Genomic DNA, 19,025 nt, shown 5'->3' with positions numbered 1-19,025 from the left:
AGCACATCCCGACGAGCGGAGGCGTGGCAAGATCCTTGTCGCCCACTTGCACGGTGGCGCAGGGCGAGTTCACTGCGGCTCCCGGTGCGTAAAGGTGATGGCCTTGATATTGGGTTCACTCACATCATGTTCGGGATAAAAACGGGCGCGTTTTCCGGGATGGTAGCCGGGAAATGGATATCCTAGTCCCGGTGTCGCTACGGTAAGTGGCTCTGCCAGTCCGTCGAAATTTACCTTGAAATGATATCCACTCTTCACAACCAGAAAATCTTGTGCGGCGATCGATATACCTTGGCTCTCAAAGGTCTGAGGATCCATCGCGTAATTCGGTCTGCTCGTCAGGAGTAGCAGCAGTCCATTCTCAAGATCGAGAACAGCGGTATCGCCCATCTCGTTCCGAATGCCGCCTTCTATTGGACCAGCCGCTATAAAAACGCCATCGGAGAGATTTCGAACTTTGCCGCGGACCGTGACCGAATCGAATATCGGCGTCATGGTTCCCCCGACATCCACCACGATGTCGGCACTCACGCCAGCCGCCCTGGCTTTGGCAACCGCCGCAGGGTCGGTAATCGGTATGGCGCCACGAAGCCCGGGCCGTGCAAGCGCGGCTTTTAGAATTATGGGGCTATCGCCTGGCGCACCCGCCGCTACCCGATCACCCATGTCAGCCAACGCTACAGGGATGGCCTTCCGCGGGTTTGCTGCGAGGTCAAGGGCCTGATCGACCGTGATGAGCAGGTCACGGAATTCCTCCCGCCTATGCCAGAACTCGGCGGCAATGTTCTCTGCGATCTCAGCCGCCTGATGAAGGGGACCATTGCTGAGAACGACTACACATTGTCCCATGTCGAAGTCGTCGGTAAAGCGATTGACATTGTATATGGAAATGTCGTGGATCTCGCAATGGGCCTCTGCCAGTGAACGGGCAAGAGAATGAATCTGTTGAAGGGGACCAGCAAAAGTGTCGCCGTTGCCCATCAGGATCATCGGCACACGCGCAACCGTACTGACCGGTGCCAGTCTGCCTGCAAGAATCTGAGCCAGGAGTTCGACGACCTTTTCGCCGCATTCGACTGTATCGGTATGCGGGTTCTCCTTGCAGGCAATGACGATCTCCGCTTTCTCCAACATCTTGGGGGTCAAGTGCGCATGGAGATCCAACCCTACGCCGATCGGGATACCGGGTCCGACGGCATCGCGAAGCGCCGCGAGCAGGTCGCCTTCAGCATCGGGAATGGAGTCGGTCCCCATCGCCCCATGGAGATCGAGCGCGATGGCATCGAAATCACGGCGTTTGGCCCGTTCAGCGAATTCCGCGCGGATTCGTGCATAATAGCCATCGTCTACAAGAGCACTGGCTGGAGCGACAACATCGATAGAACCGATCGTTTCGAAGCCCATTGCTTGAGCCCGCTTAACGATGCCGCCAAGCGTGCTTCCGGTGCCCTTCGCTTGTTCGATGACCGCTTCGCCGCGATATTCAGTAAACCACGAACCATCCGTCCTGAAATCCGGCAGGGAGTTGGACTCATGAGACATTCGGCCAATCAGCAGCCGGATCTTGCGACCATTCATTTAACTTGCTCCTTGGTAGATATAGGAAAGGTCGAACGATCATGGGCACGCGCCAATGACCTTGGTCACGGCACAATTTGCACACGGATCGAGAAGAATTTGATGCCCGCTGATCCCGTTCACGATGCGACTGGATTTGAAACAGCTACATCGCTCATAATTGGACCACATCTTGGGTGGTGAGGCACGGGCTGAGCCTGTTGGACTCACGAACGCGACTCACCACCAGTTTGCAGTTCTTGTCGGTAATGCGGTCCATCCAACTAAGGTTGTTGAATCCAGGTGTTCCAACGCACCAACAGATCGGCGCTATTTGCGTTGATCCACTTGGCGTCGGGGACGACGAGTTTTGCCATCACTTCCGGCGTAGTCGGGATTGTCTTTCTTGCCGCTGGACTCATCATCGCCATAGCGGAGTAACGAACAGGAGTGGCGATCTGAACTTCGGAATAACGTGCTTGCCCCTCCTTGTTATCAATGAAGGCCTTAAGGAATTTCAGTGCATTTTCGCGATGCGGCGCACCCTTTATCAACGCCCAACGGTCACCCACTAGGAACGCCTGTTCTAGGCTCCAATCAATCGGTTGGCCTTCCTGCTTTAGTGTTGTTGCGCGGGTCTGCCACATTTGGCCGACCACAAACTCACCGTTGCGGAACCCTTGCGTGCTTTGATCGCCAGATTTCCACCAAAGAGCGATGTTCGGTTTGAGTTCATCAAGCTTCCTAAGCGCCCGCTCGACGTCGAGCGGAAACAACTTATCCTGAGGAACACCGTCCGCCAAAAGTGCAGCAGCGAGTACGCGCCACGGATCACTGAAGTTCGGCAAAGCGCGGGGACCAGGGAAGGTTTTGGTATCCCAGAAGTCGGCCCAAGTGCGAAGCGCTCGGCCGGGAAATGCTTCTGTATTGTATACAAGCAGGGTTGTCCCGTATCCGGCCAGAACACCAGCATGGTTGCATGTATTCGGGACAAGGTCCGCGTCACTCTGATAGAGGCGGCAAAACTCCGTCAAATCCTCGTTAAGAGTTTTGTGGAGCTCTGATGCAGACTGGATTTCGCCGGCCAAATAGAGGTCCCACTCTACATTGCCGCTTGCTACCATCGCTTTGACGCGGGTTATCGTATCAGCACCGGAAGCAGACACCGTCTTGACTTCGATGCCGGTCGCGGCGGTAAATGGATCAAAGAAGTACTTGCGCAATTCCTTTTCAAAGGTCCCGCCGGTCGTCGCAATGACCAGTTGTTCGGCAGCTTGGACAGACTGTCCGGTCGCTAGAAAGCTGACGGCTACGGCAACCAAAGCCAACATTCGCAGACGTTTCGTAAATTGGCACGATATTTCGAACCACATGGATGATCTCCTTAGGCTTGCGTTGATGATGTTTTTTTTCCACGGCTTTGCAGTAGATGCAGGCCACCCATCACTGCGAGCGAGACGACAACCAATACGGTGGAAACGGCCGCGATAACGGGCGTGAGATTGAAATCGATGTCCTCGAACATCTTGCGCGTCAGGGTCTTGCCCTCGATGCCGGAGATGAAGAAGGCGACCGTCGCTTCATCGAATGATGCCATGAAGGCGAATACTGCCCCGGCCGCCACGCCCGGAGCGATACCCGGCAGCACCACTGCGAAGAACGCTCTCGCGCGGCTGGCGCCGCAATTTAGTGCGGCAAGTTCCAGCGTGGCATCGAACCGTTGCAATGCCGCCGTCACCGTAATCACGACATAGGGTACCGCCAGCATAGTGTGCGCGATGACGAAACCGAAGAAATTGCCGGTAAGATTGAGAGGTGCAAACAGCAGGTAGGTTGCCACGGCGATGATGATATGAGGCACAATGAGCGGGCTTAGGGTCAACGCCTGCAGCCAAGCCTTGCCGGGCAGATCGCCGCGCACGAGAGCGATCGCGGCCAGGGTGCCGACAACGGTTGCGCCAAGCGTTGTCGCCACGGCAATTCGAAGAGAAAACCAGGTCGCGCCCAGCCAGTCGGCATCGCTAAAGAGAGCTACGTACCACTTGAGTGTGAGGCCCTTGGGCGGAAATTCGAGATAATCGGCCGTGCCCAAAGACATCGGGATAACGAGCAGCGTGGGCAAGATGAGGAAGAAGAGCAGCAAGCCAACGATGCCTATGCCGCAGATCAGTCCGACGACGCGCAGCGGCCGATCATAGGAAGTCCAAGGACCATTGTCGTTGATGTTGCCGGTTCGCGGCTCTCTTGCGGCGCGTTCCGCGAGCGATGAATCAAACAACGGAAACTCCCTTGTTGAAGGCGAGGGCCTTGCGGAACACAGCGACGAGCAGGAGCGTCGCCGCCAAGAGAATTGCAGACAAAGCGCCGGCGAAAGGCCAGTCGAGCAGTTCCGTTGCCTGCTGACCGATGAGCGTGGACATCATCAGGGTACTCGGGCCACCGATTAGAGCGGGCGTGACATAGAAGCCGAGCGACATAATGAAGGTCATCAAAGCACCGGCGAACACGCCAGGTAGGCTGAGCGGCAGCGTTATGCGCAAGAACACGGTCCAGCCGCCCGCACCGAGGTTCCTTGCCGCTCGCCCCAAGTCGTCGGGAATTGTCCGTAGGGCGGTAAAAATCGGCAGGATCATGTAGGGCAGTAGCACATGCGTCATTGCCATGATGACCGCCCCTTCGGTGTAGATCAGCCGAAGCGGCGCCGTGATGAGCCCGGTCTCCTGCAATGCGGTGTTGACCAGTCCATTTCTCTGCAACAGCACAATCCAGGCATAGGAGCGCACCAGCGCGGACGTCCAAAGCGGAATGAGCACGCATGCAGCCACGATTGCCGCACTTCTTCCTTTGAGTTTGGCCATCGCAAAAGCGACCGGATAGCCGAGCACGATGCTTGCGAGCATCACGACGAAGGCGATCTGAAAGGTTCGCCCCAGCACGCGTAGGTAAAGCGGCTCGGCAAACAACCGGGCGTAATGTTGGACACTAAACTCCGGCAGAAACATGCTTCCGGCCAGCAAACGCCCGACGGGATAAAGAAAGCTGAACACAAGAAGAAGCACCAATGGAGCGATCAGCGTCAGCGAAAGGAGCGGTGAATACGTGCGGGCGGAGCTCGATACTGTAAGCCTCGCCCATCTCGGACGCTGGAATGACTGTTCCAAGCCGCTAATGGCCATGGTATGCCTCCATTGCGGGAAATAGTTTTAGGGCTTCTTGGTCCATGACCAAATCCACGGCATCGCCGTTCTGGAACGGCAGCGTCGCGCCACTGGCTGGCAATTGCACCTGCACGCATGCGCCGCCATGCCCTTCCAGGCCGACAAGGAAAACGTGGAAGGACCCTACAAAAATCGCTGCTTCCACCTTGGCGGGCAACGCCCGAGGGCCGCCTTGTCCTTTTGGCGTAAGCCGCAGACGTTCCGGACGTACTGCGATCCGTACCCGATCTCCCTGGGAAATCAGGCCGGAGGAACCGTTGAGACACGATGGGGCGATGATGCGGCTGCTGTCGGACAGCGCGATGACCGCACCTTCCGGACCCGTTCCCAAATAATCCCCGTCGAGAAAGTTCATCTTGCCGACGAAGTCGGCCACAAATGCCGTTTTCGGGGACAGATAGAGTTCGGACGGGGCGCCAACCTGTGCCAAGCGCCCCCCCTCCATGACCGCGACCCTGTCCGACATGGTCAGGGCTTCTTCCTGATCATGAGTCACATAAATAACGGTCACGCCCAGCCGGTTCTGCAGGCGCTTTATTTCGAGCTGCATGCTCTCGCGAAGCTTCTTGTCGAGTGCACCCAAGGGTTCGTCCATCAGAAGCACCGGTGGCTCGAAAATCAGCGCCCGCGCCACGGCGACGCGTTGCTGTTGCCCGCCGGAGAGCTGGCCGGGTAAGCGCTTTTCAAATCCGGAAAGCTGGACCAGCGCCAGCATGTTGGCTACCCGAGGTGCAATCTCACTGCTCGACAGGCCCCGCATCTTCAGCGGGAAAGCGACATTCTGCGCCACGGTCATATGCGGGAACAGCGCGTACTTCTGGAATACCATGCCGACATCGCGGCGGTTGGGGCTGAGATGGGTGATGTCGCGGTCGCCAATGAGAATGCGTCCTGCCGAGGGCGTCTCGAAGCCCGCGACCATCATCAATAACGTTGTCTTGCCGGAGCCGGACGATCCCAAGATCGATACGAACTCCCCAGCGTGGATATCAAACGATACGTTTGATACCGCTTCGAAGTTGCCGTAGCGTTTTACAACGTCCCGAATGACAACAGTCTGCCCTTTCAAATCACTAATCCTCTCGTTCACGTCTGGTGGGGCCGCTCAGTCGCCAAGTGACGACGAACAGCCATTGTGCCGTCGGCACAGCTTTGTCGATGGAGAGCGGGCGGATTTGCGACCCCTGTTGCGGGCGCGCAAATGGGCGCGCAATTGGGTTGGCGCCTCAATATCTCGTGCCTAAGTGGCCGTGAAACTTGGCCTCCAAGCGTTCCCCATTTTTTCTTTTGGACAGTGAGATTTTCCTATACACTGCTTATGTGTAATTTGATGCAACAAAATACACCTGTCAATGGGGAATATTACTGAAATGCAAAATTCTGACGAAATCTTTGGATCCGAGCAGGACCGTCGCGCGGTGCACGAGGCCCCAGGAATGAATCTTGTGCCGCTAAAAAAGCACGCTCGCCTAGGCGACATGGCCTATGAGGCCATGAAAGAGCGGCTAGTGCGCGGCGTCTTCGAGCCCGGGCGCAAGCTGACAGTGCGTGCGGTGGCGGATGCGCTGGGTGTGAGTTCCACGCCGGCGCGCGACGCCTTGAACCGTCTCGCCGCAGAAGGTGCACTGGTGTATTCGGGCCCGAAAACGGTCATTGTGCCCCATCTAACGATGGAAGCGCTTCAGGAAGTTACGGCTATGCGGTTGGTCTTGGAAGGATTGGCGGCAGAACGCGGCGCCGCGCGGGCTCCTACGGGATTGGCTGACTCACTTGAAGAGATGCAGGCGAAGATAAACGAGGGTCTCGAAAAACGGCAATACGCCGATGTACTCGGAACAAACAAGGAGTTTCACTTCGCTGTCTACCGGTGCTGCGGCATGCCGCATCTGTTGTCGACGATTGAAACCCTGTGGCTGCGAATCGGCCCATCCTTTCACGATCTCTATCCGGAGTTCGCTATTCAGAAATACGGCGTGCACAACCATGAGGTCGTTATCGAAGGCCTCCGGGAGGGTGACGATGAGGCCGTCCGAGCGGCTTTTGAGAATGACATTCGCGACGGTTATCGCCGCTTGAGGCAGGCAATCCGTGCTCGCGAGGAGCAGTTCGGAGCGTGAGCTCAAAAAATCCCTTGCGTTGACGCCGGCTTTCGCTATTTTTGTTGCAACAAATGACCCGTGGCGGGCTCTATCCCGTCTTTAATCTTAAGGAGATCCCTTTTATGTTGCACGAAATCAAGGCGTCACGCAGCAATGCCTTGCCTAACGCCCAATCAGAGCTGCTATTCGCCCGCGGCCGGAGCGTTTTCCCAGACGGCACGACCCGTGCCACGGTTGAGCGTGACCCGACGCCGCGATACGTGATGAAAGGCGAGGGGGCGTATTTGATTGACGTGGACGGGCAGCGCTTTCTCGATCTCAACAACAACTTCACCACCCTGATCCACGGGCACGGGTTTGCGCCGGCGATGGATGCGGTGTCTCGTCTCCTTCGTGATGGCACCTGCTTTTCCAACCCGACCGCTCACGAGATCGATCTTGCGGAGCTCCTGATCGATCGCATTCCCGCGATCGACCAGATCCGCTTCGTCAACACCGGTACCGAAGCCGTAATGTTCGCCATGAAGGCGGCACGTGCCTTCACCGGGCGTTCTTGCATCGCCAAAATTGAAGGGGCTTATCACGGTTCGTATGATTGGGCGGAAGCAGGGCAGGGAAGTACGCCATTCACTTGGGGCTCGCCCGAAGCTCCCATCGCGGTTCCGTCCTACGTAGGTACACCGCCAACTGTTGCTGACGAGGTCGTCATTCTCCGTTTCAACGATGCTGAGGGCGCCCGCCGCCGGATTGCCGCTGCTGCTGATCGGTTAGCCTGCATCTTGCTTGACCCGATGCCAAGCCGCGGTGGCCTTATTCCGCCGGATCCGGAGTTTATCACGGCTGTTATAGAAACGGCGCGTCAGCATGGCATTCTTGTCGTGTGCGATGAAGTCCTTAATCTCCGCCAAAGCTATCGGGGATCTTCCGCACGCTATGGCATTGAACCGGATCTGATTGCCGCTGGGAAAATCATCGGTGGTGGATTCCCCGTCGGCGCCATCGGCGGATCGCGCCGGGTGATGAGTGTGTTCGATGGATCCACTGACCGAGCCAAGGTGGCCCAGGGCGGCACCTTCTCCGCAAATCCGGTGTCCATGGTGGCCGGTCGGGTCAGCATGGAGGCCATGACTGAGGCGGCATTTGATCGCCTAGAGGCAATGGGGGACCGGTTGCGCGCCGCCCTTACTGCTGCGATCGCCCGGCACCAGGCGCATTTTGTCATCAGCGGCGCGGCTTCGCTCTTTCGCATTCATCCAAAACAGACACTGCCGCGCGACTACCGCGCATCCTACCCTTCTCCGCAGGAAGCCGCCGCAGTGAAAGCGATGAGCCGGTTCTTTATCAACGAAGGTATTATTCTGCCCGCCGGCGCCGCGGCCTGCTTGTCGACGGCCATGACCGACGCCGACATTGACAAGATTGCCGATGTTTTTGAGCGGTTTCTAGCGACCACGCCGTCTTCGAATGGGGAGGCACGCAAATGAACATTTCGGACCAATTGAAAGAAATGATCGCCACTGCTGAGGTAACCGTGGCGGAGCGCGTTGCTCATGCCCTTCAACGTCATGGCGTGGAGGCCATCTTTGCCCAGAGCCTTCCGTCGGCCGTGATTCTGGCCGCCGAGAAGATCGGTATTCGGCAAGTCTCCTATCGGCAGGAAAACATGGGCGGGGCTATGGCTGACGGCTATGCGCGTCGCTCTGGCAAAGTTGCCGTGGCCGCGGCTCAAAATGGTCCGGCAGCAACTTTGCTCGTCCCGCCATTGGCTGAAGCGTTCAAGGCCAGTGTGCCGGTCGTGGCTCTGGTGCAGGAGGTTGAACGCGATCAGGCCGACCGCAATGCGTTTCAGGAACTCGATCACATTGCGTTGTTCCAGGCCTGCGCCAAATGGATCCGTCGAGTGGTGGTTGCTGAGCGCATTGATGATTACATTGACGCGGCCTTCACAGCCGCCGCTTCCGGCCGGCCCGGGCCGGCGGTGCTGCTGCTTCCCGCTGACCTCTTGCGCGAAAAGGCATCCGTTCCAACATTCGAACGTCGCGCTAGCCTCGGTCATTGGCCGCTAGATTGCTCGCAGCCGGACGCCGCGACGATCGCGGAAGCGGCGCGCGCCATAGCTGAGGCCCGCGCACCCGTGGTTCTGGCAGGCGGCGGCGTTCACGCCGGCGGCGGCGCGGCGGAGCTCGCCCAGTTGCAGGAAATGGCGTCGCTACCGGTGTTCACGACGAATATGGGCAAGGGCGCAGTGGACGAACATCATCCTTTGTCCGCGGGTGTCTTGGGATCTCTTGTTGGTCCCCGATCCCTTGGTCGCCACAGTCGGCTCCTTCTCGACGAGGCCGACCTCGTTTTGCTCGTCGGAACGCGTACCAACCAGAACGGAACGGATAACTGGCGCTTGGTTCCACAGGGAGCCAAGATCGTGCATATCGACATCGATCCAGGTGAGATCGGGCGCACCTATGAAGCTCTGCGGCTCGTGGGTACGGCCGCTGAAACACTGCGTGCGCTCCGTGAAGCGATCGCGTCGCAGTCTTTGGCTGTTCGCCAGCGAGCGAGAGCAAGCGTCGAGGCGAGAATCGCAGCGGCTTGGCGGGCGTTCGAAGAAGACCGCCACGCCGTGGCGCATCGTAACGAAGGCCCAATCCGGCCTGAGTTTCTCATGCGCGAACTCCAGGCGCGTCTAACCCCCGAAACGACCATGGTCACCGACGCCAGTTACTCGTCATTCTGGGTAACCGGACAGCTCCGCAGCCTTCAAGCGGGCATGCGCTTCATCACGCCGCGCGGCCTTGCTGGACTTGGATGGGGACTTCCTCTTGCGATAGGGGCGAAAATTGCCCGTCCGGATCATCCCGTCGTCGCCATTGTGGGGGACGGCGGATTCGCTCATAGCTGGGCCGAACTGGAGACACTAGTGCGGTTGGACATCGCGCTGACCGTGGTTGTCCTCAACAATGGCATCCTCGGATTTCAGAAGCACGCCGAGACGGTGAAGTTTAAGGGTTACACGAGCGCCTGCCACTTCAGAGCAGTCGACCACACGAAAGTTGCAGAAGCTTGCGGGTGCCCGGCACTACGCATCGCTCGGGCAGACGAGCTTGGGGCAGCACTTGACCGCGGACTTTCCGGACAGGGCCCGCTTTTGATCGACATGATCACGGATCCTGGCGCGTTTCCGCCGATCTCGTTGTTTGAGAAGCTGGGGGAGGAAGCGTGAATACGGCATCACCTGCCCGCGTCGCGGTCGTCACCGGTGGCACGGCTGGCATTGGCCTCGCTTGTGCCGAACATCTTCTTGCCATCGGTCACCGCGTCGCGATCTTCAGCACACAGCCTGCCCGTGTCGAAAAAGCGCGCGAGGACCTCTCACGCAGATTTGGCGCGGAAAAGGTCATCGCCGAAGTGGTAGATTTACGAGAACCCGACGCGCTGAAGGCGTTCTTCGAGCAAGTCGAAAAGACATGGAGCTCTCCTGGAGTGCTGGTGTGTAACGCGGGGTTCTCTCCAAAACATAACCATCACCGCTTGGCATTTGATGCCATTCCACTCAGTGAGTGGAATAACGTCCTCGCCATTAACCTGACCGGCGCCATGCTGTGCTGCCAGTTGGTGGCACCCGGTATGGCCGCCAAAGGGTTCGGGCGCATAATCTTCATCGGGTCGATCGCTGGCCGGGCAATACCGCGGATTGCGGGGGCAAGTTATGTGGCCTCCAAGGCAGCCTTGGCAGGAATGGCGAAGTCCTTGGTGAGCGAATATTCCTCTCACGGCGTCACGACCAATACGGTGGCGCCGGGGAATGTACTGACGGAGATGATGGCCCCGCCGGACAGTTCAGCTGGACAAGCCGCACTTGCCAGGATTCCCTCAGGGCGAATGGGGCGGCCCGAGGATATCGCCGCTTTGGTCGCGTTCCTCGCCTCCGACCAGGCAGAATTCATCAATGGCGCAATCATTGACGTCAACGGTGGAGAGTATCTTCCGTCCTAGCGATCGGCAGCCGCCGCGTCGGAGAAACTGGCGATCTCTCATGAGTCGGCGATTGTCGTGCCCACGGTGGACCAGCGGAGTTCACGATTGCCGCCATCTTCTGCTCCTTATCGGTGTCATGAGGGTGTGGGTCCCTATGACCGAAGCGGCTGGACGAGAATTCGAGCGCACGCGGTCCTTGACGCACCTCAAATGAGCGCTTGGCATGGTTCAATTACTGCCCCTTCGGTAAAGGAGAGTCTGAATTGCCTGACGGAATGCCTCTAATACGCAGCGTTCGTCTTGCGGACAATTTACGCGGTTCAGCGAGAGCGACATGAGATCAATGATGCAGCCCAACTCAGCTGGCCTTCCGGAAAATGTCGAGCAGAATTTCTGTTATGCCATGGCGTTTCTTGATCTGCCAGGGGGATTGGCAGAGACAAACATCCAGTGCAATTCGACCTATACGGTTCGATTCGGTGTACGACTGCGTGGCCGCATGTACAGCTTTATCGGCTGGCGGTCGGTCCACAGCGAGCACCGCGAACCGGTGAAGGGCGGAATCCGCTACGCGTTGAATGCCGATGCCGAAGAGGTGGAAGCGCTTGCCGCACTGATGACGCTCAAATGCTCGCAAGTCGACGACCCCTTTGACGGCTCAAAGGGAGCGCTGAAGATTGATCCGCGAGAGTGGAGCCCGCAGGAACTCGAGCGCACCACCCGCCGCTTTACGCAGGAGCTGAACAAGCGCGGCCTGATCGGGCCGGGCGTCAATATGCCGGCTCCTGTCCCACACAAGTTAGTATCCATCGCACGTAACCTAGGCCCAATGGATATACTAGTCATTCAACACGACCCGTTGATGGCCGAAACGATACGCCTAACATGGCCGGTAGCCTCCGATCGCCTTCGGTTTCTGTCGACCTACAAGCAGGCTGCACACATCGTACACAGCTCTGAGATCGACTACTTTGACGGGATAGTCATCGACGTAAATCTGCCAGATGGTAACGGGATCGAGATATTGCAAGCAATTCGTTGTAACACGAATGTCCCGCTTATTCTAATTTCCGGGGCGGGGACCGGTGACAGTCGTGCCGATGCAATTGACCTCGGAGCAGACGATTACGTCATGAAGCCGTTACATGTTCGGGAATTGCACGCCCGAATGAGGAGGCTCGTGACGCAAAGGTCTGAACAGCCGGTACAGCAACGAAGGGACTTGCTGTCTTTGGGTCACGTAATCTGCGATCTCCAAAGAAGAGTGTTGGCATGTAGTGGGCGTGAACTGCGGCTAACGGATGCGGAAGCGCGTGTTATTGAAGCGCTTTACAAAAACAGAAACCGAATTTGCTCGAAGTCTTTCCTGTACAAGAACGTCTTCTTTCGCGAATTCGATCCCCATGACAAGACTCTTGATGTTTATGTCAGCCGGTTGCGAAAGAAACTAAAGCACCTAAGCGAGGAAAGTGGGGACTGCATTCAAACTGTTCGGGGTTCTGGATACCGTTACACCGAATTGTGACCGTTGCCCCTTCCGTCGGAGCGCTTTCGAACGGTGAGCCCGGGCGATCGAATCCTGACCGCGGCAGAAAACTGCTCGCCTTAGAACGGCGGCCTTTCTGACAGCGGGACTTTGTCTCACAAAAGAAAAGGGCGAGACCGCGCCGACGGCCCCGCCTCTCAATAGGTCTGTTTGGCTCGCGACGCCTCAGACTTGTCGGCCTTGCGGAGTTTTACCGAGTCAACAGAGCGTTGGATCTTTGTCCTAAAGGCAGCTTCATCAACCAGTCGCGGGAGTAAGTGCAATGAAAAAGCCCATTGGAACGACGGCTCGAACAGGCGAAATTTGCCCCGAGAGTGGAAATTGGGAGGTCGTCGGCTCGCCGACAACCACCGCCCCAATCGCGAAAGGTAACCGTATGCCGCCCTTCGGCAATAAGGGTGTTACCTGGAAACTCATAAGATATGCCTAATGAGTGAACAGGCCCCTGCGAACACTCCGCAGGGGCCAACCTGACCACCGTCCCGGACGAGCGCACCGAAATCCCGATGCAGGTCAAGAAAGCCCCAGGTTCTCTCCTTGCGGCCTAGAAGCGAAATGGGCCAGGCCGGAAGTTGCATCAAATAGCGAAGAAGAGACGAGAATCTACCGATTCTCGCATTAGACTCAAGCGCCATTTCAGCGAGAGTCTAATGTGGATTACGTTCTGTGCTTCAGAGGCCGCATGACGCATCAATGGCGAGCGGGCTGAATAGCAACCTCCGAAGTAAGTCAGCACGAGGGTTCTCAGGCCGACAGCCTCGTGAGGCCGGGAGCCTCCAACACACTCGCGGTTGTGCTACCCATAACGGCGTGATGTGCCAATCCCCGAAAGACCGGAAACAGCGGAGGCTCTGACAGGAGATATCCCTGGACATGGGTAGCGCCAGCCGCTCTTGCCAGGGTAAGCTGCTCGTAAGTCTCGATCCCTTCGACGACGATGGTCGGTGCCACGCACGAAGCCAACCCCACCATGTGGTGCAACAAGCGGTCAGCGTTCAGACGACCGTCCAACTGAACGAAGAACGCGTCAATCTTGATGATGTCTACGGCCACCGAAAAAATAGCTTCGGGGGTCCAGAAACCAGTCCCGAAATCGTCAATAGCAACTCTATAGCCGAGCTTCCGAAAATCTTGAATCAATTCCGCAGCACCGAACTTCTCAATCATGGGCGCGCTCTCAGTAATCTCCAAGACCAGTCGCGGTGCAAGCGACCGATTTCGATGGAGCTGGTCGTAGAGCATCGCCCGTTGCTCTCCGCTGGAGAAGTTCAAGGAGGAGACGTTGCATCCGAGCGATCCGCACGCACTATTGGACAACCATTCGAAGGCCAAGCCCAAAATGCAGCGATCCAATTCGGGCGCATAGGCCGATGCCTCTAGCGCGGGCAAAAATTCACCGGCGGTGATCACGGAACCATCGAGTTTTAGGAGTCCCGCCAGACATTCAGAATATAACACCTCGTGATGGTCATCGACATAATTCACTTGCTGCACAGAAAAGCCGATCCGGCCCTGTCGCATTGCTTGGAGGGCAGTGCGAACGATATTGTCCACTTCGTCGAAGTTCATCTTCCCCCCTTTGTTTCGCTGCGCGTCCTGCGCGTTAAACTCGCAGCATCGCGGCTTGGGCCACGTCTCGTCCAGTCGACCAGCCTCCTTTGGCTTACTGCGGAGCGCGGTGACACTAACGAGCGGCGCTTTGCGCGTACTGGCTCGCGTCAGCCCAATAAAGAAATCTACTGCTGTTAGAAAGTTAAAAAGGTAAACGCACCGTACTTCTGCCGCATTCAATCACGGACCGGCCAGGGGTGCGACTTTGCCGTCAAGATACGAGGAGCGCAAGGTACTCAATTGATGAGGAGGGAAATTGGAGCAGTGGCGAGGCCTTTGCATTCTCCCCGATAGAACTCCCCATGATTCGACCTGTGCAAGGAATTCACGAAGATGCCGTGTCAGGCTTTCCTGGGGAAAATATGGTGCGACATCGAGCGACTCCGCTCCTGGCGAACTGGCAAGCGCGAGCAGTGCCAACACGAGGACTCCATAGCGAGGGCGAAGCGTTCCCCGCCCATTACGGCTTCGGGGTCAGTTTAGATTGAAATGGTTGGGTTCTGCGGAGCGCAAGAGTGTCCACCGTGGTGGCTCAATAGCGTTGCGGGGTCACTTCGGGCGCCGTGTTTTCCGGTAATCTCTCGGCGATGCCGCTCCTTGGTATGCTTCGCAAATGTCCGCATATGTGGAGTCGACCCCTGATCCGCTCGAACGCCATCCCACATACGTGATACGTGCCTGTTCCACATAACTCTTCCGACCCGAGTTCCGCGAGTCTGTCCATGATCTGAATCAATTCACCTGCATGTCGTTTTTGCTAGATTGCATGCGACTTTAGCCACCCCACTACAATTGGAATTGGGAGAGAGTGATGGTCGCTGACGCAGTGCATCGTCTTCACCTTACAGGGCGGCACGACAAGTCGGGACTGAGGCCGGATCTCCGAGTGACCTATTCAAAGAGTTCAGGATGGCAGATCGAAGTCCTCTCACAACATGCCTATAATTGGGCCCAGAGGCATGCCGATTCATTCCTCTTCGACAACGATGGCAATCGTATCAGAACCAACCGGACCGGCGTTAATATTCTCGTTCATGATGCGAGAACCAACGGGTTGAAAACCGAATATATCGGACCGCGTCGAGTCCTCACATTTTGATCGCACTTGGCGGTAGCACTTCCTGCGCTAAGTCCCTTCCATGCAGACAGGACTAGGACGGCCGGCAAACAATCCAGTTGTCGCCTTCTCCGAAACAAGAGGGCGCTGATGGCGGACAATAGTAGATATCGGAGTCGGCTGCGCGGGATCTGCACAAGGGGGCCGGATACGACCTGACCTAAAATCAACCGGCGTCAGGAACCCATGGGACGTTGGAAGAAAAAATGCGCGCGTTGCTTACTCCCTGGCGCAGTGTCGCCGCCGGCTTTCTGCTGAACGGGGTCCTGTTGGGGACTTGGGCCTCTCGCGTTCCCGCCGTAATGGCTCACTTTCTTTTTGACAAGGCGAGCTTCGGGGGGGTGCTGCTGCTTCTAGGGCTCGGCGCATTGTTTTCGTTCCCGATTGCCGGCCGCTTGTCCGATAGCTTGGGTGCCGTGCGGGTCGCCCGAATGATCGCTATCCCGTTCCTGCTTTCGATTGCCTTTTTAGGGCTTGCGCCGACGACACCGCTGCTGGCGATCGCGCTTTTTCTCTTTGGCATGTGTCATGGCTCGATGGACGTAGCTATGAACAGCTGGGCGAGCGAGGTGGAGAAACACATGAGGCGGTCTGTGATGTCGTCGTTTCACGCCATGTGGAGTGTGGGGGCTGTTCTGGGCGCAGCAAGCGGTTATGTTGCCACAGCCTTTCAGGTCCCAGTATACATTCATTTCCTTGTTACTGCCGCGGTGACCGGCGGGACCATTACCCCTTTCCTTCTGCTCAACTGGCAATCAACTATCCGGACGCATGTGAGGGGTGCAGCACGATCGGCGGTGCCTAACAGCGCTCTTTTGCTTGTGGGCATCATTGCTCTCGCATCGGGATTGGGCGAGGGTACAGCTCTCGACTGGAGCGCGGTATATTTGCATGATGTAGTCGGAACCGCACAGTCGGATGCTACCCTGGGCTACACTGGCTTTTCTGCCGCCATGGTGATCGCGAGACTCAATGCGGATTCTCTGGTCACGCGATTGGGATCAGCGACTGTTACACGGCTGAGCGGGTTGTCGGCCGTCTTCGGCATCTTACTAATTGTTAGCGGTGACACCTTGCCGTTAGTCGTGGTGGGCTTCGTGCTGATGGGAGTCGGCTACGCAGCCGTCCTACCCTTAGCTTTCAGTCGAGCAGCAGCCGATCGTGTGGTGCCGGCCGGGAAAGGCATCGCATCGGTCGCAATCTTCGCGTATGGCGCTATGACGTTGGGCCCCTTTGTAATTGGAATTCTCGCCGAAGCAACCACAATGCGCGTCTGCTTTTTTTTGGTCGGACTGTTCGCGGTGCTGGTTGCAGTTTTGGCTCCAGTGCTCGGCAATAAGACCTAACTGCATGAGGAAGTCTTTGGCGAAAAAATAATCGCCTTGCCCCATCGCATTCGTGATGAGATCTCCGTTTTTTTCTTCGCCGGGTGTTGGAGCGGCTTTAGCACGCAAATCGGCAGCGCGACTCTGAAAGGAGGCGATATCGGTGCAGCCGGAGACCAGTTGGAACGGCTGCACCTCTCTTCATATCCGATCTTCAAGCGCATACGCGTTGAAGCTGGATGATCTGGTTACTCCGCCGCACCTTCTCTACCAAGCGGCCCGCACAAAGACCGTCGAGGGTGGGCACCGCCCGATGTCTTTCTGCGAGCTTCCGAAAAAGCTCAGAGGCGCGCCTTCGCGCACACTGGCCCGGCTGTCTGCCGCCGGTTTGCCGTGCGGATGTACCAAGGCTGACTTCGCCTCACTGCTTGGATTTTGTTTTTGCCGCCCGCTGTACATGGGATCATGCGCGCGATCCCGTGAACCGGCGCGGTGGCGCTAGACTAAACAGGGGAGCTCCTCCCGGAGCAGATCTTGCTCTCGGGTGTCCCGCCGCTCGCATCGCCTCAATATCCCCGCCCCTCGGGTCGCCGCAGCCGAACGAATCACGGCGGCAGCAATTTGCATGAAAAGCGGGATGACCGAGCGATGTTGCTACAATGCTGTACGCTCTGGCACCCGAAAATCACAGAGCAAGTCTGCTATAATGGATAGTTCCCGGCCGACTTCCATGGATTGCTGGTGGCTGATCATAGGACCGCTGCACCGCCTCAGTCGCCCTTGGCGACGGCTTTTGCTGCTGGATAGGTGCACCGGTCCCGGCACCGGACTGCTGCTGGCACCATGGCCCCAAGGTGGCTGTGTCGATGAGAGCGTCCCGGACTTGTTCCGGAGGCAGATCGCAAGCGCGCTCCGACGACAACCTGAGAGTTAGGCCCCCAATCATCGAGAATCATATCCATTGAACGGCTTCAGCAGGTTTCACGGACGAAGGCCTACACGTTTCCGCGTGAGCGGTTGGGTGGCCGCCTGAGGCCGAGATTCTCTCGGAGGGTTTGTCCGAAGTACCTGGACCTGAATTTACCGCGCCGGCGCAGTTCGGGAACAACGAGATCAATAAAGTCTCTGAGTCCGCCAGGCACGGTCGCCGGCAGTATATTGAATCCGTCAGCCGCACGTTTATCAAATACATCAACCATAGTTTCGGCAATTTCGTCTGGCGTGCCAACAACCATTAGATGGCCACGGCTGTCCGATACGAAGCGGATTAGTTGTCTCCAGGTGAAGTTCTGGCGCGCAGCCAAGTCAAGAAGCAATTTCTGACGGCTCTGGATGAAATTTGTCTGCGGTAAAGCCTCGGGGACCAACGAGTCAAGATTAATCGAACTCAGATCGGTGACAGACCCCAACCAGAGATTGGCCGCCCCAATCAGAACGTCGATGTGGGTATACGATTGCAATCTTTGGAGTTTCTCTGACGCTTCTTGCTTGGTTCTCCCAACGATTGGGACAATGCCGGGCATCACTAGCACCTGATCGTCCTCCCGTCCAAGTGCGCGCGCTTGCTCTTTGAGAGTTGCGTAGTATCGCTGACCGTTCTGTAACGATGGTTCGGCCGTGAACACGACCTCGCCTACTTCTCCAGCGAACGCGATTCCGACGTCGGATGCGCCAGCCTGAACCAGCACGGGGTAACCTTGCGGCGGCCTCGCGATATTCAGTGGACCTCTGACTGAAAAGTGGTGCCCTTGATGGTTAAGTAAATGCAGCTTCGTCGTATCAGTGTAGATACCACTTTGCTTGTCGCGAATGAAAGCGTCGTCCTGCCACGAGTCCCAGAGACCCTTGACAACTTCTACGAATTCCCTCGCTCGAGCGTAGCGCGTGTCATGATCGGGAAGTTCGTTTTCACCAAAATTTTGGGCTTCGAAGTCACTTGCCGACGTGACTATGTTCCACGCTGCGCGTCCCTGCGACAAGTGATCAAGTGATGCTAACATGCGTGCAAGATGATAGGGCTCATAATAGGTGGTCGTCGCTGTAGCGACAAGGCCAATGTGCTGTGTTCTCGATGAAAGAGCCGACAGGAGAGTTATAGGCTCTAACCCATCGATACTATTTACACGAGCTATGGCTGTGCGATCAGCTATAACGCCTTGGTGATCGGCGAGAAATACGAAGTGAAACGCCGCATCTTCGGCGAGTGCTGCCAGACGGGCATATTGGTCGATATCAGCTCGCCCATCAGCTGGCGCGCTCGGATCACGCCATGCACCTTCGTGATATCCCGCCCGAACGAGATATAGCCCGAGCTTCATTTCTTCATTGCGTTGCATGCAGCAGCTCCGTTCGATTGGACTATCCTCACGCACTAAGTGCAGCTAACGCCTCGTCACCAGGACGCCGATGCATCTGTTTGCGGCGCCTGCGTCCCGAAAGGCTCAACTCACCTAACCTGAGAACCGACAATGATGAAACCTACTAGGCCTGATAGGCAGTCCGTCCCGAATAATTCGTAGGCGTTTGAGTCTCCGTGCTGTGGCGGTATTGGCGAACTATGGCGACTTTCGGATTGGC

General features: G+C 57.2%; 13 protein-coding genes. 6 read left to right on the top strand and 7 right to left on the bottom strand.

Annotated elements, in window-relative coordinates; translation table 11 throughout:
• Window positions 1-69: 69 nt before the first annotated feature.
• From SINAR_RS0129720 to SINAR_RS0129700, 5 genes are all read right to left on the bottom strand, one after another.
• Window positions 70-1,578: a M81 family metallopeptidase gene (locus tag SINAR_RS0129720; protein ID WP_028002461.1), complete on the bottom strand. Its 1,509-nt coding sequence runs from the start codon at window positions 1,576-1,578 to the stop codon at window positions 70-72.
• A 263-nt stretch (window positions 1,579-1,841) separates the two neighbouring features.
• On the bottom strand, window positions 1,842-2,930 hold the full coding sequence (locus SINAR_RS0129715) for an ABC transporter substrate-binding protein (RefSeq protein WP_167333619.1): 1,089 nt from the start codon (window positions 2,928-2,930) through the stop codon (window positions 1,842-1,844).
• An 11-nt stretch (window positions 2,931-2,941) separates the two neighbouring features.
• Entirely contained in the window at window positions 2,942-3,742 is an 801-nt protein-coding gene (locus SINAR_RS0129710; RefSeq protein WP_234710723.1) for an ABC transporter permease, read from the bottom strand.
• A gap of 85 nt (window positions 3,743-3,827) precedes the next feature.
• Complete coding sequence (locus tag SINAR_RS0129705; RefSeq protein WP_033058218.1) at window positions 3,828-4,733, bottom strand: ABC transporter permease; 906 nt, start codon at window positions 4,731-4,733, stop codon at window positions 3,828-3,830.
• Window positions 4,723-5,844 (bottom strand): ABC transporter ATP-binding protein, encoded by a 1,122-nt coding sequence (locus SINAR_RS0129700; RefSeq protein ID WP_028002457.1) that lies wholly within the window; start codon window positions 5,842-5,844, stop codon window positions 4,723-4,725. Before SINAR_RS0129700 ends, SINAR_RS0129705 begins: the two co-directional genes overlap by 11 nt.
• Window positions 5,845-6,211: 367 nt before the next feature.
• Here SINAR_RS0129700 and SINAR_RS0129695 point away from each other — a divergent pair, with 367 nt between their 5' ends.
• The 5 genes from SINAR_RS0129695 (at window position 6,212) to SINAR_RS0129675 (ending at window position 12,374) form a co-directional block, all read left to right on the top strand.
• Entirely contained in the window at window positions 6,212-6,892 is a 681-nt protein-coding gene (locus SINAR_RS0129695; protein WP_028002456.1) for a GntR family transcriptional regulator, read from the top strand.
• Window positions 6,893-6,996: 104 nt separating this feature from the next.
• Window positions 6,997-8,358, top strand: a complete 1,362-nt coding sequence (locus SINAR_RS0129690; protein ID WP_050577599.1) for an aspartate aminotransferase family protein — start codon at window positions 6,997-6,999, stop codon at window positions 8,356-8,358.
• Entirely contained in the window at window positions 8,355-10,094 is a 1,740-nt protein-coding gene (locus SINAR_RS0129685) for an acetolactate synthase catalytic subunit (RefSeq protein ID WP_234710676.1), read from the top strand. Before SINAR_RS0129690 ends, SINAR_RS0129685 begins: the two co-directional genes overlap by 4 nt.
• Window positions 10,091-10,867, top strand: coding sequence for an SDR family oxidoreductase (locus SINAR_RS0129680; RefSeq protein WP_028002453.1), 777 nt, complete (start codon window positions 10,091-10,093; stop codon window positions 10,865-10,867). The genes SINAR_RS0129685 and SINAR_RS0129680 overlap by 4 nt, the downstream gene beginning before the upstream one ends.
• A 385-nt stretch (window positions 10,868-11,252) precedes the next feature.
• Window positions 11,253-12,374 carry a Glu/Leu/Phe/Val dehydrogenase dimerization domain-containing protein gene (locus SINAR_RS0129675; RefSeq protein ID WP_234710722.1) on the top strand — a complete coding sequence of 374 codons (1,122 nt, stop codon included), beginning with the start codon at window positions 11,253-11,255 and terminating at the stop codon, window positions 12,372-12,374.
• A 765-nt stretch (window positions 12,375-13,139) separates the two neighbouring features.
• Here SINAR_RS0129675 and SINAR_RS01000000134075 read toward each other — a convergent pair.
• Window positions 13,140-13,964 (bottom strand): EAL domain-containing protein, encoded by an 825-nt coding sequence (locus SINAR_RS01000000134075; protein ID WP_150852044.1) that lies wholly within the window; start codon window positions 13,962-13,964, stop codon window positions 13,140-13,142.
• 1,353 nt (window positions 13,965-15,317) lie between these two features.
• Here SINAR_RS01000000134075 and SINAR_RS0129660 point away from each other — a divergent pair.
• Complete coding sequence (locus SINAR_RS0129660) at window positions 15,318-16,469, top strand: MFS transporter (protein WP_234710675.1); 1,152 nt, start codon at window positions 15,318-15,320, stop codon at window positions 16,467-16,469.
• A 974-nt stretch (window positions 16,470-17,443) separates the two neighbouring features.
• Here SINAR_RS0129660 and SINAR_RS0129655 read toward each other — a convergent pair.
• Window positions 17,444-18,784 (bottom strand): LLM class flavin-dependent oxidoreductase, encoded by a 1,341-nt coding sequence (locus SINAR_RS0129655; RefSeq protein ID WP_028002449.1) that lies wholly within the window; start codon window positions 18,782-18,784, stop codon window positions 17,444-17,446.
• Window positions 18,785-19,025: the final 241 nt, after the last annotated feature.

This window comes from Sinorhizobium arboris LMG 14919 (genome assembly GCF_000427465.1).
Classification (GTDB): domain Bacteria; phylum Pseudomonadota; class Alphaproteobacteria; order Rhizobiales; family Rhizobiaceae; genus Sinorhizobium; species Sinorhizobium arboris.
Note: the sequence above shows the minus strand (reverse complement) of the source record. Positions and strands in the feature narration are given on the sequence as shown.

Excerpts from the sequence above, each read along its gene's own strand:
- SINAR_RS0129720 (WP_028002461.1), bottom strand. The coding sequence starts at position 1,578 with ATGAATGGTCGCAAGATCCGGCTGCTGATTGGCCGAATGTCTCATGAG.
- SINAR_RS0129715 (WP_167333619.1), bottom strand. The coding sequence starts at position 2,930 with ATGTGGTTCGAAATATCGTGCCAATTTACGAAACGTCTGCGAATGTTG.
- SINAR_RS0129705 (WP_033058218.1), bottom strand. The coding sequence starts at position 4,733 with ATGGCCATTAGCGGCTTGGAACAGTCATTCCAGCGTCCGAGATGGGCG.
- SINAR_RS0129695 (WP_028002456.1), top strand. The coding sequence starts at position 6,212 with ATGAATCTTGTGCCGCTAAAAAAGCACGCTCGCCTAGGCGACATGGCC.
- SINAR_RS0129690 (WP_050577599.1), top strand. The coding sequence starts at position 6,997 with ATGTTGCACGAAATCAAGGCGTCACGCAGCAATGCCTTGCCTAACGCC.
- SINAR_RS0129685 (WP_234710676.1), top strand. The coding sequence starts at position 8,355 with ATGAACATTTCGGACCAATTGAAAGAAATGATCGCCACTGCTGAGGTA.
- SINAR_RS0129675 (WP_234710722.1), top strand. The coding sequence starts at position 11,253 with ATGGCGTTTCTTGATCTGCCAGGGGGATTGGCAGAGACAAACATCCAG.
- SINAR_RS01000000134075 (WP_150852044.1), bottom strand. The coding sequence starts at position 13,964 with ATGAACTTCGACGAAGTGGACAATATCGTTCGCACTGCCCTCCAAGCA.
- SINAR_RS0129655 (WP_028002449.1), bottom strand. The coding sequence starts at position 18,784 with ATGCAACGCAATGAAGAAATGAAGCTCGGGCTATATCTCGTTCGGGCG.